Origin of the sequence: Geomesophilobacter sediminis (assembly GCF_016458275.1) — a bacterium.
GTDB lineage: Bacteria > Desulfobacterota > Desulfuromonadia > Geobacterales > Geobacteraceae > Geomesophilobacter > Geomesophilobacter sediminis.
The window spans coordinates 23,605-49,096 of record NZ_JAEMHM010000030.1 but is presented as its reverse complement, the minus strand read 5'-3'; the positions used below and the strand labels follow the sequence as shown (position 1 = coordinate 49,096).

Sequence of the window (25,492 nt, the reverse complement as noted above, 5' to 3'; positions counted from 1 at the left end):
TGGGCTGTTACATCCCGATGATGTTGTAACCGCTGTCGACGAAGTGGACCTCGCCGGTTACCCCGCTGGAAAGGGGGCTGGCGAGATAGACTGCCGCGCCGGCGACCTCTTCCTGGCTGATGTTGCGCCGCAGCGGAGCCTTGCCGGCGACAAAGCCGGCGATCTGGTTGAAGCCGCCGACCCCGGCGGACGCGAGGGTGCGCAGCGGTCCGGCGGAGATGGCGTTGACGCGGGTCCCTTCCGGGCCCATGGCCTCGGCGAGGTAGCGGACACTTGCCTCGAGAGCCGCCTTGGCAACCCCCATGACGTTGTAGTTGGGGAACACCTTGGTCGACCCGTAGTAGGTCATGGCGATGATGCTTCCGTTGCGCCCTTCCATGAGGGGGGCCGCTTCCTTGGCCATGGCGATGAGCGAGTACGCGCTGATGTCCATGGCCATGGCGAACCCTTCACGGGTGGTATTGAGAAAGGACCCCTTGAGCTCGTCCTTGTTGGCGAAGGCGACCGAGTGGACCAGGATGTCGATCCCGCCCCAGGCATCCTTGATCTTGGCGAAGAGGGTCGCGATGTCCTCGTCGCTGCGCACGTCGCAGGGAAGGATGAGGCTTGCGCCGATGCTCTCCCCGAGAGGGATGACCCTTTTGGCGACCGCCTCATTGGCGTAGGCGAGCGCAACGTCGGCTCCTTCCTTGCGGTACGCTTCCGCGGTTGCCCAGGCGATGCTTTTATCGTTGGCAACCCCGAAAATAAGGGCTTTTTTCCCCTCCAGTAAACCCATCCTATCCTCCGAAAATCTGTCCGTTAGATTAACTTTTTCTATAAACCCTGCGTATGGTACGGCCTGTCACTATAATGAAAACCGCCCGGTTTTGCAAGCTGAATGGCTGGCGCGACCCGTCTTTAACGGCCGGACGCCCCGACCGCCGATTGGTCGTCACGAGGGCGCCACTCCCGTGTGGGAGCGCCATTCCTGGCGCGAATCGCCCAAAGGTTATCGCGCCAGGAATGGCGCTCCCACAGGGTAAGCAACCTTGCCTCTTAGGGCAATTCTGGCGACGTTGCCTCTGTATCGCTCGGTATCGGCTCCCCCGTCCGCGCTTCCTGCTCCTTGAGCCGCAGCTCCACTGCCGCAAGCCTCTGGTCGATGCTCTCGACCAGCTCCAGGGTCCGGTCCAGTTTCCCTTTCATATTGAGAATGACAAACGGGAGGATGAACCAGATCACGGCCAGGAAAAAGCCGATGATGGACAGCATCATCATGAATCCACCGAACACTTCCATTTCATTTCCTCCTCTTAGCGGAGACTGGCACCGCAGCTGCCGGTCCCTCGGCAATGTGCAAGGCTCAAAACGGAGGTAGGGACGCAGCACGCTGCGCCCCTACCTCCAGAAACTCCCGGAATCTCAGGTTATCCGGTCATCCCTCGGTGCCGGCCAATGCCTGCTCCAGGGCACGCGCCAGTTGATCCGGGCACGAGGTGGAGCCTTGGCAGGCAATCCCCTTCAACCTCGAGATGGCATCGGTGACGGCCATGCCGCGAACCAGTGCGGCCACCGCCTGGGTGTTGCCCGCGCATCCCTCGATGAAGGAGGTGCTGGCGATCACGCCGTTTTCAATCTCGATGTCGATCCGGGAAGCGCAGCTCCCGGACGTTTTGTAACTAAGCTTCATGCGGTTCCCCCGAAATTAAACAGTTACGCCAGTGGCGCCCGTGGGGACGCCGTTTTGAACTCACGTCATATACCTGCTGCTGCAGCAAAAGTCAACCGGAGTGCCGCAGGCACTGCGCCATATGAATCCGCTCCGGTCCCGGGCATTGCTGCAGGTAGAGCGCGTTGATCGCGGCAAGCATCTCGTTCAGCCTTTCCAGGTCCAAAACGGCGCTTCCGGGAATGCGGTCGATCCCTTGGAAATTGTCTGGGCAGAAGTCGACCCGGGCGGCGCCGTCCTGGCGGATCAGCAGCGGCAGCCCATGGGTGCGGCAGATGATGGGGCGGGCATGGTAGATGAGGCAGAGGCCGTCGTGGAGCAGTGGACAGGGGGAGGATGCATCGGCCGCTTGCGCCTGCTCCCGAACCAAGGCGGCCTGCTCTTCGGGGAGTTCGCGCAGCGCGTGGACTAGTGCGGCGGCTTCAACCGCGGAAATGGAGAGGTGGCGGCAGCAGGAATCGCATCCGGGACGGCAGGTGATGTGGTCGGCGAATTGGGTGGCGGTCCGGGCGCAGAGGGCATCAACCCTTTCCAGGAGCGTCAGGTAATTTTGCAGGGGCATTGCTAGGCGTTTCCAGCGAGTTCCTTGGTGAACTCTTCCATCAGTTGCTTGTTCAGGTAGAAATACGGCTTTTCGATGGTGCCGCTGAACCCGTAATCGCGGTAGTTGAGCATCACCGGGTCGTCGGTGCGGCCGCTGGAGACGTACCCCCGGGCGGTGGGATCGATTTCCAGGAGCTTCTGCATGGCCTCTTCACCCCCCATGGCACCGGGGATGTTGAGGTCCAGGATGACGGCGACGAAACGGATGCCTTGCTCGAAACGCTCGCGGTACAGGTTAACCGCTTCCTGGCCGTCCACGGCGAACTCCACGTCGAAACCGTAGCGTTTCAGCGTTTCGCCGGCGACGAAGCGGACCATCTCATCGTCATCCATAATCAGCACTTTGGCTGCTGCTTCCATAGGAGGGCCTGGCCTTTCTATCGTTGTTGTACCCCTGGAAAAGACATGGTAAATACATTAGCCTTAATGACTTCTGCTGGCAAGACTCTTTTCGTCTTATTAAAGCGTATACGTAGCGGTAATTGTCTGAAGGAGAGACGATGGCAAAGGTAAAGGCGCCGGTAACTGCGGCGATCCGGGTTCTGAGACAGTCCGGGGTAGCCTATGAGGAGCATCACTATACCTATGAGGAGCGGGGTGGGACGGCCGTGTCGTCGCGCGAGCTGGGCGTGCCGGAACACAGTGTGATCAAGACCCTGATCATGGAAGACGAGCGGAGAAACCCGCTGGTTATCCTGATGCACGGCGACGAGCAGGTGTCGACCAAGGAGCTGGCCCGCAGCATCGGGGCCAAAACGGTGACCCCGTGTGCGCCGGACGTCGCGAACAAGCATTCCGGCTACATGGTAGGGGGAACTTCCCCGTTCGGGACCCGGAAGCAGATGCCGGTTTACCTGGAAAAGACCATCCTGGATCTGCCGCGCATCTACATCAACGGCGGCCACCGTGGCTTTCTGGTTTTCATGGATCCCGCGGAACTCGTGCGGGTGCTGAAACCGGTGCTGGTAACCGTGAAGCAGTAACTGGTGCGGGCGGCGATCGGACGGATCGGTCGGATCGGACGCCCGCGAACCGCTGAGTGGAGGATACGATGCCCGACTTTACCGCAGCAGCCGAGGCGCTTCGCTCCGCCGAGGTCCTGATCGTCACCGCCGGCGCCGGCATGGGGGTTGATTCCGGGCTTCCGGACTTTCGCGGCGACCAAGGGTTCTGGAAGGCCTATCCCCCTTACGAGAAGCTCCGCCTCAGCTTCGTGGACGCCGCCAATCCGGAGCACTTCGAGCGCGATCCCGCCTTCGGCTGGGGCTTCTACGGCCACCGCACCAACCTCTACCGCGATACCGTTCCGCACCGGGGCTTCGCCCTGCTCCGCTCCTGGATCGAGCGCTACAAGCTCGATGCCTTCGTGGTGACCTCGAACGTCGACGGCCAGTTTCAGAAGGCGGGCTTTTCCGAGGATGCCATCCTCGAAGTGCACGGTTCCATCCACCATTTGCAATGCATCGAGCCGTGCAGCCGCAACATCTGGGACAACCGGGAGACCTTCCGGATCGACACCGCCACCATGCGCTCCAAGGACGTCCCGCGTTGCCCGGGCTGCCGCGGCGTCGCCCGCCCCAATATCCTCATGTTCGGCGACTACAGCTGGATCAGCGACCGGACCGAGCGCCAGCAGGATGCCTTCCGGGAGTTCATCGCCGAGCGCGAAGGACGGCGCATCGTGGTGGTCGAACTCGGTGCTGGGTTAGCCGTCCCGACCATCCGCGCGATGAGCGAGCGCCTCGGCGCCCTGCCGCAGGCCCGGGTGGTCCGGATCAACCCACGCGAGCCCCAGATCCATGCCCCGCACTTGGGCCTTTCCTGCGGTGCCCTGGAAGGGCTCGAGGGAATCGAGCGGCTGCTGGGATAGGCGATACGGGAGGAATCTCCGGCAGGAGCGACATTGCTGCCGCGATTTTCTGCAACCGCTGTCACCGCCTCTGGTGGTTCGCGCCGGGAAAGGCGCTCCCTCAGGTTTCGTCTGTTGGTCAGCGCGACAAGCATGTCGCTCCTGCAGCGTAAGCCGGTTGCTTACTCGGTCGTCACTGTCCCTTTTTGGAACACCGCGAACTTTCAAGGAAACTTACGAAAAAGACTATTTCGCCCCCACCGTTTCTCCTTACGAAAAACCCCTTGCCTTTTCCACCCCCTCTCGGTAGAATGCCCAATTTTTAAGCAGAATAGGAACCATGATCGTATGCAGAAAACGGTAGCCATCGGCTCCTTAGTATTGAAAAATCGCGTACTTCTCGCGCCCATGGCCGGCGTCACCAACCTCCCGATGCGGCTTTTGGCCCGTGACTGCGGCGCTTCCCTCACCTTCACCGAAATGGTCAGCGTGAACGGGCTCACCCGGGAAGGGCAGAAAAGCTTCGATCTTCTCAAGGGGGACCCGCAGGACCGCCCCCTCGGGCTGCAGCTTTTCGGCGACGATCCGGAAATGCTCGCCGAAGCGGCCCGGCTGGTGGAGGGGTACGGTGAGCTGATCGACATCAACATGGGCTGCCCGGTCCGCAAGGTCGTCGGGACCGGGGCCGGCAGCGCGCTCCTGAAGGACCCGGCCAGGATCGCGGCGATCGTGCGCAGCGTGCGGGCCGCAACCCGGCTGCCGCTCACCATCAAGATCCGCACCGGTTGGGTCTGCGGCGACGACGTCTATCTCGAGATCGGCAGGATCGCCCAGGAAGAGGGGTGCGACGCGGTGACGCTCCACCCGAGAAGCCGGGCCCAGATGTTCGAGGGACACGCCGACTGGTCCAAGATCGGCCTTCTCAAAAAGGCCCTTTCCATTCCGGTCATCGGGAGCGGGGACCTCTTCAGCGCGGCCGACGTGGTGGCGATGCTGGAGGAGACCGGCTGCGACGCGGTGATGATCGCGCGCGGCGCCATGGGGAACCCCTGGATCTTCCGCGAGGCGCTCGCCCTTTTGGCCGGGGAAACCCCGGCGCCGCCCTGCCGGGAGGAACGCCTGGCGGTTTCCCTGCGCCACATGGACCTTTTGGCCGCCGAGGTCGGGGAACGGGTGGCCCTGCGCGAAATGCGCAAGCATCTTTGCTGGTACACCAAGGGGATACCCGGCGCGGCCCAGTTTCGCGCCGAGGTGAACCGGGTCGAGGATTGGTCGGCACTCAAGGCCGCAATGGAGGGATTCTTTCGTGGATGACCTTATGGAAGCGTACTATGCCAACGTGATCGACAGCGTCGGGGACGGCGTCATTGTCCTGGATAACAGCGGCATGGTCACCCTGGTTAACCCCGCTGCCGAGGAGATCGCCTCGGTGTCGCGGCGTCAGGCGAAAGGGGCACGCTTCAGCGACATCTTCCGCAGCGAGACGGCGCTTTTGGAACTGGTGGAAAAGACCGCTGCCACCGGCATGTCGGTTTCGGACCACGAGACCGTCGTCCTCAAGCGCGGCGGCCGGCTGACCCCGGTCGGCGTATCGACGTCGCCTCTTTTGCGTGCCGCCGGAGAGCGGATCGGGACCATCGTCTTGTTGCGGGACCTGACCAAGGTGCGCGAGCTGGAGGAGGCGGTGCGCCAGGCGGACCGCCTCTCCTCGCTGGGGGCGCTGGCCGCCGGCCTTGCCCACGAGATCAAGAACCCGCTCGGCGGGATCAAGGGGGCGGCGCAGCTCCTGGAGATGGAATTTCCGGACAACGAGGACCTGCGCGAGTACGTGCGGGTCATGCTGAAGGAAGTTCAGCGGGTGAACGTCATCGTCGAGGAGCTTTTGGCCCTGGCCTCCCCCGGTCGCCTGAAGCTCGGCAAGGTGAACCTGCACCGGGTCCTCTCCGACATCGTCCTTTTGCAAAAGCGCGCCAGCGACGGGAAGAAGATCGTCATCCAGCAGTACTTCGATCCGAGCATCCCGCCCATCCTGGCCGACGAAGCCCTGCTCACCCAGCTTTTCCTGAACCTGATCCGCAATGCCATCGAGGCGGTGGGGGAAGATGGGGTCGTGAAGGTGACCAGCAAGGTCCTCTCCGACTACAGCATGACCCCGATCGGTGAGCGGCGCGCCCGGATGGTCGCCATCGAGGTGGCCGATAACGGCCCCGGCATTCCCGAAGATGTCATCGATCACCTGTTCACGCCGTTTTTCACCACCAAGACCAAGGGAACCGGTCTGGGGCTGGCCATCTGCCAGAAGATCGTCTCCGAGCACCGCGGCATGATCCGCGTCGAGTCGGACCGCTCCCGCGGCACGGTCTTCACGGTAACACTGCCACTAATTCAATAATTGGAAGATAATGGGAGCCAAGACCGCAGGTAGGCACGCGGTGCCGGCGCGGACCTTGGACACCGCATAACGAAGGGACCTAACGGACGGAAGGATCCACGGGACCAGGAGACCAACGACGCTCCCCCGACCCCTGCCCCCCGACCCCCGACCCCGCTTTAGGAGTAGACATGTCAATACAGAACATTTTGGTCGCCGACGACGAAGAGAGCATGCGCTGGGTCCTTTCCAAGGCCCTGAGAAAGAAAGGTTTCAACACCGACCTCGCCCGTGACGGAGACGAGGCCCTGCGCATGATCAAGGCGAACTCCTACGACCTCGCCCTGCTCGACATCAAGATGCCCGGGCTCTCCGGCCTGGAACTTTTGGACAAGGTCAAGGAGGAGCGCGCCGACCTTTTCGTCGTCATCATGACCGCCGAGGCCAGCATGAAAAATGCGGTCGAGGCTATGAAGCGGGGCGCCTACGACTACCTCACCAAACCCTTCGACCTGAGCGTGATCGACGCGGTGGTGGAAAAGGTCAGCCGCGCCCGGGACATGTCCTGCCAGGTCACCCTTCTCAAGGAGGAGCTCAAGGACCGCTACCAGCTGGAAAAGACCATCATCGGCAACTCGCCGGCGATGCGCGACGTGTACAAGACCATCGGCAAGGTGGCACCCAGCGACGTGACCGTCCTCATCCAGGGGGAGTCCGGGACCGGCAAGGAACTGATCGCCCGCGCCATTCATTACAACTCGCGGCGGCTGGGCAAGCCCTTCATCCCGCTCAACTGCGCCGCCATCCCGAAGGAACTCCTGGAGAGCGAACTTTTCGGCTTCGAGAAGGGCTCCTTCACCGGGGCCTCCGAGCGCAAGCTCGGCAAGTTCGAGCAGGCCAACGGCGGGACCATCTTTTTGGACGAGATCGGTGACATGCCGATCGATCTGCAGGCCAAGATCCTCCGCGTGCTCCAGGAAAAGGAGGTCACCCGGACCGGCGGCAACCAGAGCATTCCGGTCGACGTCCGGATCGTGGCCGCGACCAACCAGGACCTGGAAGAAAGCGTGCGCAAGAAGGCATTCCGCGAGGACCTCTTCTATCGCCTCAACGTCATCCCGATCAACCTGGTTCCCCTGAGGGAGCGTCGCGAAGACGTGCCGCTGCTTGTCGAGTATTTCCTGGCCAAGATCTGCGCCGAGCTCGAAGTGCCGAACAAGCGCTGCTCCGCCGAGGCGATCAAGCTCCTGACCGGGTACAACTGGCCCGGCAACATCCGCGAGCTGGAGAACACCATCAAGCGCGCCGTGATCCTTTCGCCGGACCCGCTGCTTGTCGCCGGGGACTTCCCCGGACTGACCAGCAAGGGGGCGGATGGCAAGGGTGAGGAACTCTCCCTGGAGGGGATCGTCGACCTGAAACTGCGCGGCAGCTTTTCCAACATGGAACGTATGGAGAGCGGGGACGTCTATTCGATGGTCCTGGAGCAGGTCGAGCGTCCGCTGATCCGCTTCGTGCTGGAGAAAACCCGCGGCAACCAGGTGCGCGCCGCCGACATCCTCGGCATCAACCGGAACACCCTGAGGAAGAAGATCACCGAACTCGGCATCGAGGTGGTGAAGCAGGCCTGATACGTTACTCCCTCTCCCGCCGGGAGAGGGTTGGGGTGAGGGAAGCTCCACTCGCTGATTTGCACCCCTCACCCGGCCTTTGGCCACCCTCTCCCGCCGGGAGAGGGATTCTATTAACTATTTCAGCTAAGGAGTGGATCATGTCGCTACTGGACAAGTTTTTTCTGGAGAGGGGAAGTGCGCAGCTGGTGGTGATCGATGTGCAGGAGAAGCTCTGCCGGGCGATGGACCCGGAGGTCCTGGCGAAGCTGACCAAGAACATCTCGATCCTCCTCGACGCCGCTGCGGAACTCGGCATTCCGACCATTGCCACCGAGCAGTATGTCAAGGGGCTTGGTGAAACCCTCCCGGAACTCAAGGAAAAGCTCCCGGCTCCGGCGCTGGAGAAGATGACCTTCAGCTGCTGCGGCGGCGATGGTTTCATGGAGCAGCTTGCGGCATCGGGGCGGCGGCAGGTGATCCTGGTGGGGATGGAGACGCACGTCTGCGTGCTGCAGACGGCACTGGAACTGCTGGCGGAAGGTTACGTGGTGCACCTGGTGAGCGACGCGGTGATGAGCCGCCGCAAGGAGAACTGGATTACCGCGGTGACGGCGCTTGCCGGTGCCGGGGCGGTGATCACCTCGACCGAGAGCGTGCTCTTTCAGCTGCTGCGGGTCGCCGGGACCGAAGCGTTCAAGAAGCTTTCCAAATTGGTTCGATAAACGGACTGGGCTGTTCCACGAAGCGGGCGAGGCTGGCACTCGATTCGGGGTCGATCTTTACGATCCTCAGGCCGAATCCCTGGGGAAGGCTCGGTTTCTTACGGTCTTCGGGGAAGTTGATCCAGGCGACCTCGCCGCGGGTCTGGATGATGGCGGTATGCGGCTCCGGCAGGGCGAAAACCAGGTCGAGCTGGGTCCCTTCCTCGACGGCGCAGTTGGTGGAGAGGTAGAGCCCTTCGCGGCTTACGTCCATGATTAACCCCGAGTGCGAGGTACCGCTGGCGCGGTAGGCGGCACGGATGCGGCAGCCTACCCGGCGGTTGCGCCGTTCCACCTTGGGGAGAAAGCGCCGCGCCGTCTCCAGGAAGATTTTCCGGTCCAGGGGTTTGGTGAGCAGATCGTCGCAGCCCGCATTGTAGCAGACGGAATGATCACCAGTTTTGGTTTCCGAGGTGATCATGACGATGCGGGTGTCGGCCAGGTTCGGGTCTTTTTTCACCGCGGCACAGACGGCGGCGCCGTCCATGACCGGCATGTGGAGGTCCATGAAGACGAGCTCCGGCCGTTCGCTGCGGCAGACCTCGAGGGCCTCCAGCCCGTTGTATGCGGTGAGTATCTTGAGATCCGACGGTTCCAGATAGCTTCTCTGCAGCTCGACGAACATGCTGACGTCATCTACCAGCAAAACCTTGTGCATTACTGCCTCCTACCTCACGATCTCGATTGCGTAAGGTAATTCCTGACTCCGGAGTTTCTAATGATCGGCAGCTGATGCGTTAACTTTAGTAATTAATGAACAAAAGCCCCCATTCCTTGCGGAACGGGGGCTTTTTTGTCATTTGCTACCCTACTTCAATCTGCTGCACTGCACCTATTTATAGTGATGCTTGCCCTTCTGTCACAGTGCTAACCAATTACCCCTTCTTCGCCAGGCACTTGGCGATGACGTCGTGGTTGAGCCAGTAGAGCGGCGCCTTCGGAGCGTAGGACGCATTGATCATCAGCTTGCCGACCCCTTCGAATACCGCGCGGGAAAGGACGGCGCAGACGATGTCCTTCTGGTTCTCGTTCATCGCCAGAAGCTCGGCCGAGCTGGCCAGCATGTAATCCTGCTGCTCGCGGGAGTTGTGCTGCGGCCAGGTGGCGAGATCACGGGTGGCGGTGACCAGCGGATTGGAGAGATACTCGTTGGCTTTGGCGAGCACCTTCTCGATGGTCTCCCCTTCCTTCAGGAGCTTGGCGCACTCCTTGGCGGTCTCCTGCTCCCCTTCCTGCTGCAGGGAACTGAGCAGCGGGTAGAGGGAGTTTTCCACGCCCAGGAAAAGGGCGCTGGAGTTGGTCTGGATTTCCGGGCAGTTGAAAACGGTGGCCTTCACCCCTTTTTCCCAGGCGGCCAGAGCGACATCCTCCAGCCGGATCTTGGCCCATCCCTGGAGGTACGGGGTGTAGGACTGCCAGGTGTAGGCGCCGTTGATGAGCACCTCGCAGCCGTGGTAGCCGTAGGCCGCGTAGCTGACGGTGAATTTCTCGCGCAGCGATGCGGTGGCGTCGATCAGGTAGCCGAAGGTGTCGGCGGTGACTTCATTGAAGCTGACATCGCAGAGCTTGCCGAGATCCGATTTCCAGAAGGCTTCGGAAGAAACAAAGCGGTCGCCCTGGCCTTTGAAGATCTTGTTGAGCAGCGGCATGAAGACGCGGGCGCGGGGAATGCCGCCGGCCATGGTATGGACGCAAAGCACCCTGGCGCCCGCCGGGATCATTCCCTGGAGCTGGGCCACCACCTGGCCCAGGTTTTCCTGGAAACGCGCCGCGCCGGCCTTCCGCGAGAATTCGATCTCGTCGGCAGGGAGGGAAACGCTGGCCCAGTCGTCGGGCTTGACGCCCTTGAGCCGGTCGACCGGGGTGACGCCGTCTTTGCCCGGCTCCATGTCGAAACCGGCTTCCAGCGGGATGTTGATGATCTTGGCCCCGAGGAGCTCTTCGGCGGCGGCGAGTTCATCCGCGTTGAGCGGGCGCAGCGTGCCGTCGGAGTCACGCCGGCCGACCGTGCTCCCGATGATGGTCATCCCCTTGGCGCGGGCCTCTTCGACGATGCCGTTGGCATAGCCGCGGCCGAACAGTTCGCCGCAAAGAAACAGCACGTCGTTTTTACCGAAACCTGCCGCAGCAGGCACCTCCCGTAATGCATGGTAACGAGTCATTTCAGATCCTTTCTTCTCAATCGACAATGGATAATTGACAATTGACAACGATGGTATTGGTTCTGGCGTTTCCGCCGTAGTTAAAGCCGGTAAAGCATGTTTGAGCTATGAGACGATGTCGTTTTCTCAACGAAGGATTATGCCGTCTTCGCAATGTAGGGGCGCAGCATGCTGCGTCCGTAAGGCCGATCAAGTCCCGCCTTTGAAAAAGGGGAATTTTGGGGATTTGCCTATAAGGTTTTCGTTCATGTCATGAAAGGGAAAACCTGAAAAGCAAATTCCCTCAGCCTACCCTGAAGCTACGGCAGACAAGCCCAGCCCCCCTATGTCAAGAGGGGGGAGTGGAGGGCCTATGTCAATGTGCTCTACAAGAGTAGCTCTTTAGGTACAGATGAATGCGTTCGCTATGTGAACATTGTCAATTGTAAATTGTCAATTGTCCATTGCTTTTAGTGTTCTTCCCGCGCCGCATTCTCGAACCGGGTGTACTCGCCCTTGAACACGAGGTCGACGATGCCGGTCGGACCGCTCCTGTGCTTTCCGATGATGATCTCCGCCTTTCCCTTCAGGTCCTCGTTCTCCTTGTCGTAGACCTCGCCGCGGTAGACGAACATGATGATGTCGGCGTCCTGCTCGATAGCTCCCGATTCCCTGAGGTCGCTCATCATCGGCCGCTTGTCGGTGCGCTGTTCCAGACCGCGGTTGAGCTGGGAGAGGGCGAGGACCGGGATCTCGAGCTCCTTGGCAAGGCCTTTGAGCGATCGCGAGATCTCCGAGATCTCCTGCTGACGCGACTCCGAGTTCGCACCGCCGCGCATGAGCTGGAGGTAGTCGATCATGATCAGGCCGATGTCGTGTTCCGCCTTGAGGCGCCGGGCCTTGGCGCGCAGCTCCATGACCGTGATGGAAGGGGTGTCGTCGAGGAAGATCTTGGCGTCGTGCAGACCGCCCGCCGCCTTGGCGAGCTTGGGCCAGTCGTTTTCCAAGAGGTGCCCGGTTTTGAGCCGGCCGAGGTCGACGCGGGCCAGGGAGCACAGGAGCCGCTCCACCAGCTGCTCCTTACTCATCTCCAGGGAGAAGATCGCGGCGGGACGGCGCTTCTGCGCCTCGACCGCCACGTACTGGGCCACGTTGAGGGCGAAGGTGGTCTTCCCCATCGCCGGACGCCCCGCGATGATGACGAGGTCGCCGGCATGGAAGCCCGCGGTCATCTTGTCGAGGTCGATGTAACCGGTCGGCACCCCGGTGATCTGCTCCTTTTTCTCGTACAGGAGCTCGATGTTCTTCATCGTGTCTTTGAGAACGTCGCAGACCTGGTAGTACGCCGGCTTGATCTTGTTTTCGGAGATCTCGAAGATCGCCTTCTGGGCGCCGTCGAGGAGCTCGTCGACATCGACCTTGTCCTCGAAACCCTTGGTGACGATGTCGGTGGCGGCGGTGATCAGCTTTCTGGTGATGGCCTTTTCTTTGACGATCTTGCAGTAGTAGGCGATGTTCGCCGCCATCGGGACGTAGTCGACCAGGGTGGCGAGATAGGCGCCCCCGCCCACCTCCTCCAGCTCCCCTTTCCGCTTCAGGATGGTGGTCAGCGTGATGAGGTCGCACGGTTCGTTGCGTTCGCTGAGCTCGATCATGGAGCGGAAGATCTTGCGGTGGTTCTCGCGGTACAGATCGTCCGGGCGGAGAATCTCGAGGGCGCGGTTGATCGCCTCGTTATCGACGAGAATGCCGCCGAGGATGGACATCTCGGCCTCGAGGCTCTGGGGGGGCATTTTTCTTTGATCAGACATGCAAAACCTCTAAAACTACTGTTGCTTAAGCGCCGAATAGTACCTTAACGCGGTGCAATTGACAACGACTACTTGGACTTCCCCCTTTGAAAAAGATTCGACCTGATAGATTCAGCATCTCGTTCCCAAGTTCCGCTTGGTGAAGGCTTTATACAAAGCTGGGGCTTTGACTATCAGTGCATCCCGAAGGTGGAGCTTGGGAACGAGGAAGAGCACCGGGTTGGCCTACTCCCCGGTCATGGACAGAAAGGCGAGGGACTTCAGTGGGCGTTCCAGGTGGATGGCGATGGCGGGATCAAGCAGGGAATCCGCTTCCTTGAGCGCAGCCTCCGGGAAGACGACCGCTCCGAAGCGCCCGGTCTGCATGGCTCGCTCCAAAAGCAGCGCCGTCGCGTCGGAGATCCCCATCCCGTCCAGCTCCGGCTGGTAGCCGAGGATCTTGAGGAGGTTGACGGCGAAGAAGCGCCGGTCGGAAGGGGAGGGGGGAGCCTGGTCGAGCCACTCCAGGTAGCGCAGCAACAGCCGAAACAGGCGGGGGCTTTCTTCTCCTTCCGGGGTGAGCCGCTCCACGAGTTCGCAGGCGTAGGCGGCATAGCCGATTTTGGGGAGCTCCTTGCGGATGGCCGGAAAGATACTGACGATGTCGGTGCTGGTGACCGTGGCGAGGCCGGGACCGAGGTTGAGCTGGAGGTTCAGATAGGCGAAGGCTTCGAGGGCGCCGCCGAAGCGCTTGTGGCTCTTCTTCGCCCCGCGCGCGATGCCGGAGATCCGCCCGTGCTGCAGGGTGAAGAAGGAAACGATCCGGTCCGCCTCCCCGTAGTCGGTAAGGCGCAGGATTATGGCATCGGCTTCGGCTTTGCGCATCGGTTGAAACTAGCACTTGCGCCGAGCCGAGTCAACGCCTCATGAGCCTAGCGCAGCCCGAGCCGGTAGAGCAGGATGCCGAGGTACTTGTTGAGGAAATGCCCGCGGGAAAGCGACTTTATCGGCGGCGGCCGTCGGGTGCCGTAGCGTTCGAGTTCCGCGATGAGCTCGGCCCCGCCGCCGGCCTTGATCCCGCGCCGGAAGGTGTCGAGGGCCGCCTCCTTTTGCCCTGCGAGGATCTGGACCCGGCCGAGGTTGAGGTAGAGGAGCGGGTTGTGCGGTTCCTGCTCGACGGCCCCCCGGGCGAGGTCGAGCGCGGCCGGGATGTCTCCGCTGCTCTTGACCATGCAAAAGGCCAGAAAGGATGAGGTTTCCGGGGTCTCACGGAGGGCCGAGGCCTGTTGGAAACAGCTGCGGGCGAGGTAATGAAGCTCGCGCTTGAGGGCGGCCTGCCCCTTTCGCACCAGTGCGTCGGCATCTCCGCTGAGCGGCAGCGGTTCCACCTTCTCCTGGATGGTAAAGCTGCAGGCCGGGGTGGTGCCGGGAAGCGCCTCCCGGCGGATTTCCAGGAAGGTGTCGGGGAGCTCGGGGAAGAAGACGTCTCCGTCAAGGTTCTGGTGGACGATGGTGAGGTAGATCCGGTGGGCCAGGGGGAGCGCTTCCCGGAAGACGTTCGCACCCCCCAGGATGAAAAGCTCTTCCTCCCCGTCCGCGGCGTTGATAGCTTCCTCCAGGCTCCCTGCGACCACGCACCCCTCGATGGCCGTCTTGGAGCGGGAGAGGACGATGTTGGTGCGCCCGGGCAGGGGATGGCCGATGCTTTCGAAGGTCTTGCGCCCCATTACCACGACATGACCCATGGTGAGCGCCTTGAAGCGTGCCATATCGGCGGGGATGTTCCAGGGGAGTTTCCCCCCGCTCCCGATGACCCTGTTCTCGGACATCGCGGCAATCATGGAGATGATCATGGCTTTAATCCTCGGTGCTGCGAAGTGGCTTCTTTGCCGCTCTACTGCTTCATGGTGACGATCGTTACCCCGTCGCCCCCCTCGTACCGTTCCCCGGTGCGGTAGGAGTCGATCAGCGGGTGTCCTTCCAGGAATTCGCGTACCCCCCTCATGAGTGCCCCGGTCCCCTTGCCGTGCACCACCCGGACTTCCCGCATCCGGTCCACCGAGGCGTGGTTTAAAAATGGCTCCAGCTGTTCCAACGCTTCCTCGACCCGCATCCCGAGCAGCAGGATCTCGGCCTTCGGCTCGTTACGCTCTTCCTGCTGCGGCAATTTCTTCCTCGGGCGGGGGGCCGGCGCCCTCTCCTTGCCACCGCGCGCCTTGGAAAGGGCATCGACCGCAACCTCCAGTTCCATGCTCCCCGCCCGCACCCGGACCCGCTCGCCCCGGGGATCGACCGACACGATCCGCGCATCGGTGTTGAGCGGTTTGACAAAGACCAGCTCACCGGCCTCCACCTTCGCCGGCGGCAGCTCCCGTTCCGGCTGCAGCTCGGCCAACTGCTCCTCGACCTGCACCGCGGCTTGGTCCAGCAGCGCTCTGGCTTCGCGCGCCTTTTCCTTGCGCGCCTCTTCCATGATGGCGGCTACTTCGCGGCGCGCCTTGCGGATGATCTCCTGGGCCTCCTGCAGCCCCTTTTCCTTGGCCCCTTTCAGGATCGCGTCGGTCCGGGCCTGCTTTTCCTTCAGGCTCTGCTCGTTGCGGACCACGGCTTCCTCGCGACAGGCGAGCTCGTCGAGCTTGCGGTCCCATTGGGCGCTCTTTTCCTTGAGATCGCGCAGCAGCAGGTGGAAGTCCGCCTGCATGGTGCCGACCATGCTGCGGGCAAACTCGACCACCCGCTCCGGCAGTCCGTAGCGCCGGGCGATTTCCAGGGCGTGCGATTCACCAGGCTCGCCCTGGGTGAGCCGGTACAGCGGGGAGAGCTGCTCCCGGTCGAACGCCATGGCGGCGTTCACCATCCCCGGCTCCCGCTGCACGAACCCGATGATCTCGGTGAGGTGGGTGGTGGCCACCACGAGGGCGCCCTTGTCCTTGAGTTCCTTCAGTACCGCGCAGGCGATGGCCGCGCCCTGTCCCGGCTCGGTGCCGGTGCCGAGCTCGTCCAGGAGGACCAGCGTGGAGCGGTTCGCCCCTTCCAGGATCGAGGCGATCTTGGAGATGTGCGCCGAAAAGGTGGAGAGGCTTTCCTCGATCGACTGCTCGTCGCCGATGTCGACCAGGATGTGCTCGACGAAGGGGAGGACCGAGTCGGGGGAGGCGGGGATCGGCATCCCGCTTTGCGCCATGAGGGTGAGGATCCCGACGTTCTTGATGGCGATGGTCTTCCCGCCGGTGTTGGGGCCGGTCACGACCATGACGCGGTCAGCTTCGGCAAGTTCCAGGTCGAGCGGCACCACCTCTTTCCCCATCAGGGTCAGGATCGGGTGCCGGGCCTCTTTGAGCGATACCCGCGGCGTATCGGCGAGGAGCGGGGTCTCGCAGGTGAGCCGGTCCGAGAAGAGCGCGATGCAGTTGAGGAGGTCGAGGTTTACCAGCGCCCGGAACTGCTGCAGCATCGGCTCGGCGTCCTCGCGGATCCAGTCGCAGATCTGCCGGACGATCCGGATCTCCTCGGCACGCTCGTCGGCGACCAGGTTTTCCAGCTCGTTGGCTAGGTGGATGATCTCGAGCGGTTCCATGAACGCGGTCTCGCCGGAGTTGGAGACATCGTGCACCACGCCGGGGACCATCCCCTTGGAGTCCATGCGGACCGGGATGACCCAGCGGCCGGAGCGCTGGGTGATGAACTCGGCCTGCAGGAAAATGGCGGTGTGCCGCTCCCGGACGATCTCCTCCAGGCGGCGATGGATCCGCGTGGTGAGACCGCGCTTGCGCCCCCGGATGTCGGCGAGCAGCCGCGAGGCGGTGTCGAGGATCTCGCCTTCCGAATTCACCGTGTGTTCGAGCGGGTTTAAGATATCGGCGAAGCCGGTGATCATGCCGGCGTCTTCTTGCAAGAGCGGGGTGTCGTTTCTGAAGGCGATCTGCCGGGAGACCGTCGCCATCACCCGCAGGGTCGGGATGAAGTGCGCGAGCTCGATCGGGGAGAGGACCGCGCCGAGCGGGCGCACCTTGCTCAACTGGGGGGTGATGTCCGCAAAGAGGTCGAGCTTCAGCGCGATTCCCATCCGGGAGAGGCGACGGATCTCGTCCACCAGCCCGAAGCGGCGCTCGACCCGGGCGCGGTCGGTAAGGGGGACGATGGCGAGCGCTTCGGCGTGCGACGCCTCGCAGTGGGCAAATGCGGCGACCGTTTCGAGGATGCGGTCGAATTCCAGCCGCCTGAGAACTTCCTTGTCGATCATTAACTGCTCCGGGAGTGGTGACTTAAACAACAATGGCGCCTGGATCAGTGAGGCATGGCGTACCTGCCGGCGTGATCCAGGCGCTCGTTTTCCTTCAATACCTTGTAAAACCGATGCGCCCTCTCCCGCCGGGAGAGGGGTGGGTGAGGGAAGCGCGGCCCACTATGTCACAGAAACCAGCTGACCGGGGTGCAGAGGCGCTCCAGCAAGCGGACCGGCCAGCCGCGCCGCTCGTGTTCGTGCAGGGCGATGCGGCGCGCGCCGCTCAGGTCCGCTTCCAGCATCTCGGCGACCTGCTGCCCGAAATCGTGGCTGTCCACCACCACGTTCAACTCGTAGTTGCGGTGGAAGCTGCGCTGATCCATGTTCGCCGAGCCGACCATGGCCCAGGAGTCGTCGACCAGGAGCACCTTGGCGTGCAGCACCGCGGCGCTCAGCTCGTAAATCTCGATCCCGCACCGCAAAAGCTGCGCGTAGTAGGTCCGGCTCACCAGCCGGACCAGCGGCACGTCGTTTTTGAGCGGCAGGAGGAGCCGCACCCGCACCCCGCGGCCGGCGGCACGCAGCATGGAGCGGATTACCCGCGGGCCCGGAACGAAATAGGGGTTGGCGATGGTGATGCTCTCGGAGGCCCCGGCCATGGCGACCCGGAAGGCGCTGCGGATGAAGGAGCGCTTGTGGTGCGGCCCGCCGCTGATGATCATCACCTTGGCATCGCCGAAACTCTCCGGGGCGCTCCCCGGAACCCCGCAGTTGGGCGCCTTGCCGACCTCGGCCTCCCAACTCTGGCAGAAAAGCCGCTGCAGCTCGAGCGCCGCCAGCCCTTCGATCTGGATCCCGACGTCGCGCCATCTCTTGAACGGCTCGCCGCAGCCGGAGTAGGCGTTGCCGATGTTGAGCCCGCCGGTGAAGGCGCACCAGCTGTCGATGATCGCCACCTTGCGGTGGTTGCGCTTGTCGAGCCAGGAGAGCCCCCAACGAAACGGCGGGGGATTGAACGATGCGCAGTGCACCCCCCCTTTGCTCAGCCGCTTGAAAAAGGCGGCGGGGGTATCGAAACAGCCGATGTAGTCGTAGAGGAAGTAGACCCGCACTCCCCGGTGTGCCGCGTCCAGGAGGGCTTCCGCGACGGCGCGCCCCGTCTCGTCGTCGCAGATCATGTAGAACTCGAGACAGACGCTCACCTGGGCGCGGTAAATCGCATCCAGAAGGGCCGGAAAGAACTGGAATCCATGACGAAACAGCGTCGCGCGATTGTCAAGAAACGAGGTCGCTTCCGTATTCCTCTTGAAAAGGTCAAAGAACCTCTGGGAGTGGAAGAGCAGCTTCTTTCTTTTTCGGCGCGCGCTGGTCATAGGCATTTATGGTAAGCGTGCAGCTTGAAGGAGGGCGCGAAGAACATCAGAAGCGCGGAGGAACAACAGACCTCCGCGCTTCCGGTGTCACACAAGCGGGGTTAAGGGGCGGGTTAGACGGAAACGACTTCCTTAACGCCGGGCACCTTATCCTTGAGGGTACGCTCGATCCCCATCTTAAGGGTCATGGTGGACATGGGGCAGTGGCCGCATGCACCAACCAGTTTCACCTTGACGACGCCGTCATCGGTAACTTCAACAAGATCAACGTCGCCGCCGTCGGCCTGCAGGGCCGGCCGGATGGTTTCCAGTACCTTTTTTACTTCTTCAATCATGATACTCTCCGTGTCTTCTTGGGCTGAACTGCTGTCTTATTCTATAGGATTGCGGTTCCGAATCAAAGATTAAAAATCCCGAGGGAAAAAGTAAAGGAAAAAAAGCCCCGATCAATGTACTCCCGGCGAGGTGAGCGGCAGCGGCGCCAGTACCTGGTCCAGTTCCGCATCGGTCAAGAGCCCCTTTTTCAGGATCACGCTCCGGATGCTTTTCCCGGTTTGGGCCGATTCTTTGGCGACCTCGGCCGCCGCCGCGTAGCCGATGCGGGGGGCGAGCACGGTGGCGAGCCCCACCGACTGTTCCAGGAAAAAACGGCAGCGCTCTTCGTTGGCGGTGATCCCCTCCAGGCAGAGGGTGGTGAGCTGGTGCAGGCAGTTCTTCAGGATCTCCATCGCGAAGAGGATGTTGTAGGCGATGACCGGCATCATCACGTTGAGCTCCATCTGTCCCGCCTGGGCGGCCATGGTGACGGCGAGATCGCAGCCGATCACCTGGAAGGAGACCATGTCGGTCACCTCCGCCATCACCGGGTTCACCTTCCCCGGCATGATCGAGGAGCCGGGCTGCAGGTCGGGGAGGTTGATCTCGTGGAAGCCGGTGCGGGGCCCGGCGGAGAGGAGCCGCAGGTCGTTGGCGATCCGGGTGAGGTTGACGGCGAGCCCCTTGAGGCTCGAGCTCAAGGCGACGAAGGGGTCCATGTTCTGCATCCGCTCGACGAGGTTGGCGCCGCGCACCAGCGGCAGCCCCGTTTCGGCGGCGAGTTCCTTAACCACGAGGTCGATGTAGGCCGGTTCGGCGTTCAAGCCGGTGCCGACCGCGGTGCCGCCGATCCCCAGTTCGGCCAGTTGCGGCACCCCCCGTTCGATCCCGGCCAGGTTCTTTTCGACGGCCAGGGCATAGGCGGCAAACTCCTGGCCGAGCCGGATCGGCACCGCGTCCTGCAGGTGGGTCCGCCCCGACTTCAGGATGCCGTCAAACTCCGTCCCCTTTTTCCGCAGCGCCCCGACCACCCCTTCCACTTCCGTTTTCAGGAGCCGGATCATCTCCAGTGCCGCCAGCCGCATCGCGGTCGGGAAGACGTCGTTGGTGGACTGGGCCATGTTGACGTGGTCGTTGGGGTTCACCCTGCGGTAGCTGCCGCGTTCCCCGCCCAGGATCTCCTCGGCGCGGTTGGCGAGCACCTCGTTCACGTTCATGTTATGCGACGTGCCGGCGCCGGCCTGGAACGGATCGACCACGAAATGATCGGCGAAAGCGCCGGAGAGCGCTTCGTCGGCCGCCTGCACGATCGCCTTGCCGACGGCGGCGTCGAGCCGGCCGGTGGCGAGGTTCGCCTTCGCGGCGCATTTCTTGATGCGGATGGTGGCGCGGACCAGCGCCGGGTGGGGCTTGAGGCCCGAGATGGGGAAGTTGGTGCGCGCCCGCTGGGTCTGGGCTCCATAGTAAGCATCGGCGGGGACCTCGACGTTCCCCATCGTGTCCTTTTCGGTGCGAGTCGTCATGGCGGATCCTCCCTCTTAATCACCACCCTCTTCTTGAAGTGGAGGGAGGTAATGGTCCTGCTGAGCATTAAGCGCGAACCGGTTCAAACAACGATCGGCTTCTTTAATGCTACCCCTTTAAATGAAAAGGGGACAGGCACTTTTTAATGTGCCCGCCCCCCTGTTGGTTTATTTGCAGAGTTCCCGCAGTTGCAGCAGTTCCTCGATGGTCTGCGACTCCAGCACCGGGCAGCCGAGCTCCCGGGGGAGCCTGAGATCGACGTCGTAGCGGTCCCCCACGAAGAGGACCTCTTCCGGAGGGTGTCCGATCTCCTTGAGGATGGTGCTGAGCGCGTCGCGGTCCGGCTTGGGGCGCCAGAAGTCCTGGATGGTGTAGGTCCGGGCGAACATCCCGTAGACCCCGATCTCCTTCATGATCCGGGCGGAGAGGGCGCGGTTGTTGTTGGTGTAGATCACCAGTTCGTAGCGCGCGCCGAGGTCCTGCAGGAGCTTGAGCACCCGCGGGTCGGGGGCGAGCACCCCCTCGGGATGCACCTCGTCGCTCAGCCGCTGGTGCAGTTCCTGGAGCGTTCCCCCCAGCGCTTCGATCGCCTTGGAAAGGGTGCCGCCGGATTCCTTCTGGCGGATCCTTTCCGACTCGATCCGGGTAAACCCCTCCTCGACGGACACGTCCTGCAGGTCGGCGGCGTAGCGGCAGGCAGCGAGATTGACCTCCTCACCAAGCTGGTCGCTTTGGTAGAGGGTCCCGTCGAGGTCGAACACGATCGCGCGGATCCTGGCAAAGCTCGGCAACAGCTCGGTCAAAAGAGGTTCCCCCACTTGCGCATGCAAAGAAGCTGGGGATTATCCACTTCCTTGGCCTGGATCAGCACCTTGAAGGTGTCACCCATCCCCCCTTCGGGAAGCATGAGCTTCTTCAGGGCGAGCCGGTGCTTGAGCTTCTCTTCCTCGGTCTCGGCCATCGCCTCCAGCCGCATCAGCTCTTCCATCAGTCCCACCCCCAGCAGGAAGCGGTACTGCTCGCCATACCATACGGTTTTCAGTCCCACCTCCTCGCCGGCCTGCATCAGCTGCGAGAAGTTGATGTGGGTGGTGATGTCCTGCTCGCCGACCAGGAGGTAGGGATCCTCCCCGGTGGTGTGCTTGTGATAGCAAAGGAGGGTCCCCTCCTTGCGGTGCGGCGCGTAGAGCTCTTCGGTCTGGTAGCCGTAGTCCACGGTCAGGACGAAACCGCGCTCCAGCGAAGCCGCCACCCCGGCCACCCACTGCGGCGCCACCAGGTTGATCTCCCCGCGCTGCCCCGGGTAGAGCTGCACGTGGTATTTCTCGAGGTGCGCCGCCAGATCCGGGGTGGAAGGGGGCTCGAGGTACTCGGCCAAGGCGCCCTCGTTTTCCCCGACGAAAACCTCCTTGAGCCCATCCTTGGTCATCTCCACCAGGTGGACCGGCATCGCGTCGAAGAGTTCGTTGGAGATGAGGCAGCCGGTGAAGCGGAGTTTCTCCGAGCCGAGGTCCTCCGGCGCGCTCCAGGCGAGCTTCTCGCGGTGGCTGGCGAGCCGCATCACCTGCACCTCCTTGAGGGAGGGCTCCTTCTCGATGAGCCGGTAGGTGAGCCGCTCGTAGAGCGCGGGGCTGAACTCCACGATCGCGTCGAGGATGTCCTGGGCGAGCTGTCCGCCGCCGGCTCCCGCCTCCGCGACGGTGAAGGTGTCCGGGGAGCCGAGGATCTCCCAGAAACGGCAGATCTCCCGGGCGACCAGGCGACCGAAGGCGCCGTGGACGTTCATGCTGGTGTAAAAATCCCCCTCGGCGCCGACCTTGCGGCCGGGGGAGGTATAGTAGCCGAGCTCCGGTTCGTAGAGGGCCATCTCCATGTACGAGGCGAAGGTGATCTTCCCCTCCTTCCGGATCCGGTCCTTGATGCGTTTTTCGAGCTGGTTTTCCGAGGTTTCAGCCATAGTCAGCCTCCTGAAGAGCATTACTTATAAGGGATAGCCTTTTCTTTGTCAACGCGGAGGCGGGCGGGGAGCCGGGGGAAAGACGCTCCCGCCGGATAAGCCGCGCCCGAGCCGATCTGATGGAGAATCCATCCAGCGACCGTTCGACCACATGAATGCAAAAAGGCCCCGCCGGGTTCGGCGGGGCCTTTTGCGTCTCAGGGCGGCGAAGATGTCCGGGTTATCTCACCCGAATCCGTACCAGTTCCTTCTGTTGCGGGTCGATCATGTGCACCGCGCAGGCGAGGCAGGGGTCGAAGGAGTGGACGGTGCGCAACACCTCGAGCGGTTTTTCCGGATCGGCGACCGGGGTGCCGATGAGCGATGCCTCGTACGGCCCCGGAACGTCCTGTCCGTTGCGGGGACTGGCGTTCCAGGTGGACGGAACCACCGCCTGGTAGTTCTTGATCTTCCCGTCCTTGATCACGATCCAGTGCGACAGCACGCCGCGCGGCGCCTCGTGGAACCCCACCCCCTTGCGTTCCCCCTTCGGGAATTCGGGCGGGTTGAAGGTCCGGTTGTCACCGTTGCCGATGCTTTCCATCAGGTACTGCCATTGGTCCTTCAGGGTGTCCTTCAAAACGGCGGTCCGCACCGCGCGCGCCGCGTGGCGCCCCAAGGTCGAATGGAGCGCCTTGATCGGGACTTCGCCCCCCACCATGGTCCCGATGGCCGAAAGGGCGCGGTCGGTGTAGCGGCGGGTCCGGGCGTGCCCCGCGGCGTACATGCAGAGGACGTTCGCCAAAGGCCCTACCTGCGCCGGTTTCCCCTGGAAGGTCGGTGCCTTGACCCAGGAGTACTTGCCGTGGTCCTGGAAGTCGGTGTAGTGGGGCTCGGTCTCCCCCTCCCAGGGGGGACGGCTCGCATCGCCCTGGTACCAGGCGTGTTTCACCGATTCCTGGATGCCGTCCCGGACGAAGCCGTCTTTCATGTTCTTGATCTGATGGAAACTGCTCAGGTCGCCGCCGGGGAGAAAGCCCCCCGGATGATCGAAGACGGTCCCGGCGGCATCGACCGGGAACTCGGGGACGGAGAGGTAGTCGGTCACCCCGGCGCCGTAGTTGGTCCAGTCGGGATAGTGGGCGGCGATGGCGCAGACGTCCTGGAAGTAGACCTCCTCCACGAAGCTCCCCAGCTCGTCGATCAGGGTCTTCAGGTAGTAGAGCCGCTCCACGGTCAGGGTGGAGGGGGAGTCGGTATTGATCGGGTTCGCCACCCCGCCCACGGCCAGGTTCTGGATGTGCGGCGTCTTGCCACCCAGGATGGAGACGATCATGTTCGCCTTTCTCTGGATGTCGAGCGCCTGGAGGTAGTGGGTCACGGCGAGGAGGTTCACCTCGGGGGGAAGCTTCATCGCCGGGTGCCCCCAGTAGCCGTTGGTGAAGATCCCGAGCTGGCCGCTGTCCACCGTCGCCTTGATCTTGTCCTGGGCGTCGGTGAAGGCCTGCGCGCTGTTCATCGGCCAGTTGGAGATGTTCTGGGCCAAGGCCGCGGTCTTCTTCGGGTCCGCCTTGAGCGCCGAGGTGACGTCCACCCAGTCCAGCGCGGAGAGGTGGTAGAAGTGCACGATGTGGTCCTGGATCGCGTGCGCCGCGATCATGATGTTGCGCAGGTACTGGGCGTTTCTGGGGACCTCCAGGTTCAGCGCGTTTTCCACCGAGCGGACCGAGGCGATGGCGTGGACCGTGGTGCAGACGCCGCAGATCCGCTGGGTATAGAGCCAAGCCTCCCGCGGGTCCTTCCCCTTCAGGATGACCTCGATCCCCCGCCACATCTGCCCCGACGACCAGGCCTTGGTAACCCTGCCGCCGTCAACCTCGCAATCTATCTTCAAATGCCCCTCGATCCGGGTGACCGGATCGATGCTGATTCGCGTGGCCATGATCTCCTCCTTCTATGACATTGATAAGAAGCCCGTTGTCTTGCGGAAGCGCCGGGGGACCGGTACCTTCCGAGCCAGTCCCCTACTCCGGCGCGCGCGGCGCTGCAGCGGAGGCCGTTCCCGGAGGATGGGCCGATTCCTGGTGGTCCGGAAAGAGGGGCAGGTACTTGGCGCAGAGCTTGAACCCAAGGACGGCAAAGGCGATCATGCCGATGGTGAGGGTGAACTCCATGATCGAGGGGAAATAGTCGCCGCCGGCCCGGGTCGCGTAGCGCGCCACGCCGAAGATGCTGACGTTGAGCCGGTTGAAGAGCACCCCGAAGACGACCAGTATGTCCGCGGCGAACATCTTCTCCTTGTCGCGGCGCACGCTGGGGAGCGCGAGGAGGAACACCGGGAGCACCACCCCCACCGCCATCTCGATGAGCCACATCATCCCCTCGAGGTTGTCGTCGAAAACGAGCGCAAGGCCTGGGCCGGTGAGCAGTTCGTACATCTTGAAGAAGAAATAGAAGGTCCCGGTGTAGAGGATCCCCTTGGAAAGCCCCACCAGGACGTCATGGGGAACGTCATGCTTGAAGACCTTGCTGGTGAGGATGGTCTCGAAGCTCACCATGGAGAAGCCCATCATCAGGGCGGAGACCAGGAACATGTAGGGGAGCTGCTTGTTGTACCAAAGCGGGGAGAGTTTCCCCGGTACGATCAGGTAGTTCGCGCCCAGTGAGGACTGGTGCAAAAGGGAGAGGGCCACCCCGAACATGACCGCTCCCACCATGATCCGGTGCACCGCGTTCAGCCCCCGCTCCCACCCGATCTTTTCCAGCACCATCGGGCTCGATTCGGTGGCCAGCGTGGAGAGGTACAGCACGAGGTGCAGCGCGACGATGAACATGACCGAGTTCACCTGCCACATCACCAGCGGGTGCCAGATGACGAAGGAACGCCCGACGTCGAGGGTGATGGAGATGGCCGCCAGGAGGTAGCCGAAGAAGGCGTTCAGGATCGCGGCCCGGGCGATGCACTTGTACTTCTTCAGGTTGAGGATGTAGACCGCCCCGGCGATCATGAAGGCGCCGGCCGCCATGGCGACCCCCCCCAGGACGTCGAAGCCGATCCAGAGCCCCCAGGGCCAGCTGTCGTTGAGGTTGCTCGCCGCGCCGATCCCGAAGAGGAGCCGGTAGCCCGCCACCGGCACCGACAGCAGGAGCAGGAACACCAGCACCACCGTCAAGGGGGTGACGAGCTTGATCCCCAGGTGTTCGCTGATGGAGTCGTCCAGGAGCTTGTTCAGGAGGGTGCCGCACTTCTGTCCCGCAAACCGTGTCATGTCGATCATGG

The 25,492-nt window shown here is 62.7% G+C and carries 24 protein-coding genes; 6 read left to right on the top strand and 18 right to left on the bottom strand.

The genetic code is table 11. The features are described from left to right. Positions 1–7: 7 nt before the first annotated feature. The 5 genes from JFN93_RS24260 to JFN93_RS24240 form a co-directional block, all read right to left on the bottom strand. Positions 8–778, bottom strand: a complete 771-nt coding sequence (locus JFN93_RS24260) for an enoyl-ACP reductase FabI (protein WP_199386972.1) — start codon at positions 776–778, stop codon at positions 8–10. 260 nt (positions 779–1,038) lie between these two features. Further along, positions 1,039–1,281 (bottom strand): hypothetical protein, encoded by a 243-nt coding sequence (locus tag JFN93_RS24255; protein WP_199386971.1) that lies wholly within the window; start codon positions 1,279–1,281, stop codon positions 1,039–1,041. Positions 1,282–1,417: 136 nt separating this feature from the next. Beyond that, a complete protein-coding gene (locus JFN93_RS24250; RefSeq protein ID WP_199386970.1) occupies positions 1,418–1,672 on the bottom strand; it encodes a TIGR03905 family TSCPD domain-containing protein in 255 nt (84 codons plus the stop codon). 91 nt (positions 1,673–1,763) lie between these two features. Further along, a complete protein-coding gene (locus tag JFN93_RS24245) occupies positions 1,764–2,273 on the bottom strand; it encodes a YkgJ family cysteine cluster protein (protein ID WP_199386969.1) in 510 nt (169 codons plus the stop codon). Positions 2,274–2,275: 2 nt separating this feature from the next. After that, complete coding sequence (locus JFN93_RS24240; protein ID WP_236021948.1) at positions 2,276–2,647, bottom strand: response regulator; 372 nt, start codon at positions 2,645–2,647, stop codon at positions 2,276–2,278. A gap of 167 nt (positions 2,648–2,814) precedes the next feature. Between JFN93_RS24240 and ybaK the strand changes: the two genes are divergently transcribed. From ybaK to JFN93_RS24210, 6 genes are all read left to right on the top strand, one after another. Further along, entirely contained in the window at positions 2,815–3,297 is a 483-nt protein-coding gene (gene ybaK, locus JFN93_RS24235) for a Cys-tRNA(Pro) deacylase (RefSeq protein ID WP_199386967.1), read from the top strand. 68 nt (positions 3,298–3,365) lie between these two features. Beyond that, a complete protein-coding gene (locus tag JFN93_RS24230) occupies positions 3,366–4,184 on the top strand; it encodes an SIR2 family NAD-dependent protein deacylase (RefSeq protein WP_199386966.1) in 819 nt (272 codons plus the stop codon). A gap of 327 nt (positions 4,185–4,511) precedes the next feature. Continuing rightward, positions 4,512–5,477, top strand: a complete 966-nt coding sequence (gene dusB / locus JFN93_RS24225; protein WP_199386965.1) for a tRNA dihydrouridine synthase DusB — start codon at positions 4,512–4,514, stop codon at positions 5,475–5,477. Positions 5,478–5,481: 4 nt separating this feature from the next. Continuing rightward, positions 5,482–6,555: a two-component system sensor histidine kinase NtrB gene (locus tag JFN93_RS24220; RefSeq protein WP_199386983.1), complete on the top strand. Its 1,074-nt coding sequence runs from the start codon at positions 5,482–5,484 to the stop codon at positions 6,553–6,555. Positions 6,556–6,725: 170 nt separating this feature from the next. Next, the gene (locus JFN93_RS24215; RefSeq protein WP_199386964.1) at positions 6,726–8,165 is read left to right on the top strand and encodes a sigma-54-dependent transcriptional regulator; all 1,440 of its coding nucleotides are present in this window, start codon (positions 6,726–6,728) and stop codon (positions 8,163–8,165) included. A gap of 140 nt (positions 8,166–8,305) precedes the next feature. After that, positions 8,306–8,869: a hydrolase gene (locus JFN93_RS24210; RefSeq protein ID WP_199386963.1), complete on the top strand. Its 564-nt coding sequence runs from the start codon at positions 8,306–8,308 to the stop codon at positions 8,867–8,869. Here the strand turns inward: JFN93_RS24210 and JFN93_RS24205 are convergent. The 13 genes from JFN93_RS24205 to nrfD form a co-directional block, all read right to left on the bottom strand. Further along, positions 8,841–9,566 carry a response regulator gene (locus JFN93_RS24205; protein WP_199386962.1) on the bottom strand — a complete coding sequence of 242 codons (726 nt, stop codon included), beginning with the start codon at positions 9,564–9,566 and terminating at the stop codon, positions 8,841–8,843. The genes JFN93_RS24210 and JFN93_RS24205 overlap by 29 nt on opposite strands. A gap of 217 nt (positions 9,567–9,783) precedes the next feature. Further along, positions 9,784–11,070 (bottom strand): enoyl ACP reductase FabMG family protein, encoded by a 1,287-nt coding sequence (locus JFN93_RS24200; RefSeq protein WP_199386961.1) that lies wholly within the window; start codon positions 11,068–11,070, stop codon positions 9,784–9,786. 449 nt (positions 11,071–11,519) lie between these two features. After that, a complete protein-coding gene (dnaB, locus tag JFN93_RS24195; RefSeq protein WP_199386960.1) occupies positions 11,520–12,860 on the bottom strand; it encodes a replicative DNA helicase in 1,341 nt (446 codons plus the stop codon). Positions 12,861–13,085: 225 nt separating this feature from the next. After that, positions 13,086–13,724 carry a DNA repair protein RecO gene (gene recO, locus JFN93_RS24190; protein ID WP_199386959.1) on the bottom strand — a complete coding sequence of 213 codons (639 nt, stop codon included), beginning with the start codon at positions 13,722–13,724 and terminating at the stop codon, positions 13,086–13,088. A 47-nt stretch (positions 13,725–13,771) separates the two neighbouring features. Beyond that, on the bottom strand, positions 13,772–14,692 hold the full coding sequence (locus tag JFN93_RS24185) for a dihydrofolate reductase (protein ID WP_199386958.1): 921 nt from the start codon (positions 14,690–14,692) through the stop codon (positions 13,772–13,774). Between the two features lie 41 nt (positions 14,693–14,733). Beyond that, positions 14,734–17,082, bottom strand: a complete 2,349-nt coding sequence (locus tag JFN93_RS24180; protein ID WP_199386957.1) for an endonuclease MutS2 — start codon at positions 17,080–17,082, stop codon at positions 14,734–14,736. A gap of 167 nt (positions 17,083–17,249) precedes the next feature. Then, positions 17,250–18,437, bottom strand: coding sequence for a phospholipase D-like domain-containing protein (locus JFN93_RS24175; protein WP_199386956.1), 1,188 nt, complete (start codon positions 18,435–18,437; stop codon positions 17,250–17,252). A gap of 113 nt (positions 18,438–18,550) precedes the next feature. Then, positions 18,551–18,772 carry a NifU family protein gene (locus tag JFN93_RS24170; RefSeq protein WP_199386955.1) on the bottom strand — a complete coding sequence of 74 codons (222 nt, stop codon included), beginning with the start codon at positions 18,770–18,772 and terminating at the stop codon, positions 18,551–18,553. Positions 18,773–18,883: 111 nt separating this feature from the next. Further along, positions 18,884–20,275: an aspartate ammonia-lyase gene (locus JFN93_RS24165; protein ID WP_199386954.1), complete on the bottom strand. Its 1,392-nt coding sequence runs from the start codon at positions 20,273–20,275 to the stop codon at positions 18,884–18,886. Positions 20,276–20,443: 168 nt separating this feature from the next. Further along, complete coding sequence (locus JFN93_RS24160) at positions 20,444–21,079, bottom strand: HAD family hydrolase (protein ID WP_236021947.1); 636 nt, start codon at positions 21,077–21,079, stop codon at positions 20,444–20,446. Further along, positions 21,076–22,233: a class I SAM-dependent methyltransferase gene (locus tag JFN93_RS24155; protein WP_199386953.1), complete on the bottom strand. Its 1,158-nt coding sequence runs from the start codon at positions 22,231–22,233 to the stop codon at positions 21,076–21,078. Before JFN93_RS24155 ends, JFN93_RS24160 begins: the two co-directional genes overlap by 4 nt. 220 nt (positions 22,234–22,453) lie before the next feature. Beyond that, positions 22,454–24,154, bottom strand: a complete 1,701-nt coding sequence (locus tag JFN93_RS24150) for a nickel-dependent hydrogenase large subunit (protein ID WP_199386952.1) — start codon at positions 24,152–24,154, stop codon at positions 22,454–22,456. Positions 24,155–24,236: 82 nt separating this feature from the next. Further along, the gene (gene nrfD, locus JFN93_RS24145) at positions 24,237–25,490 is read right to left on the bottom strand and encodes an NrfD/PsrC family molybdoenzyme membrane anchor subunit (RefSeq protein ID WP_199386951.1); all 1,254 of its coding nucleotides are present in this window, start codon (positions 25,488–25,490) and stop codon (positions 24,237–24,239) included. Between the last annotated feature and the right edge of the window lie 2 nt (positions 25,491–25,492).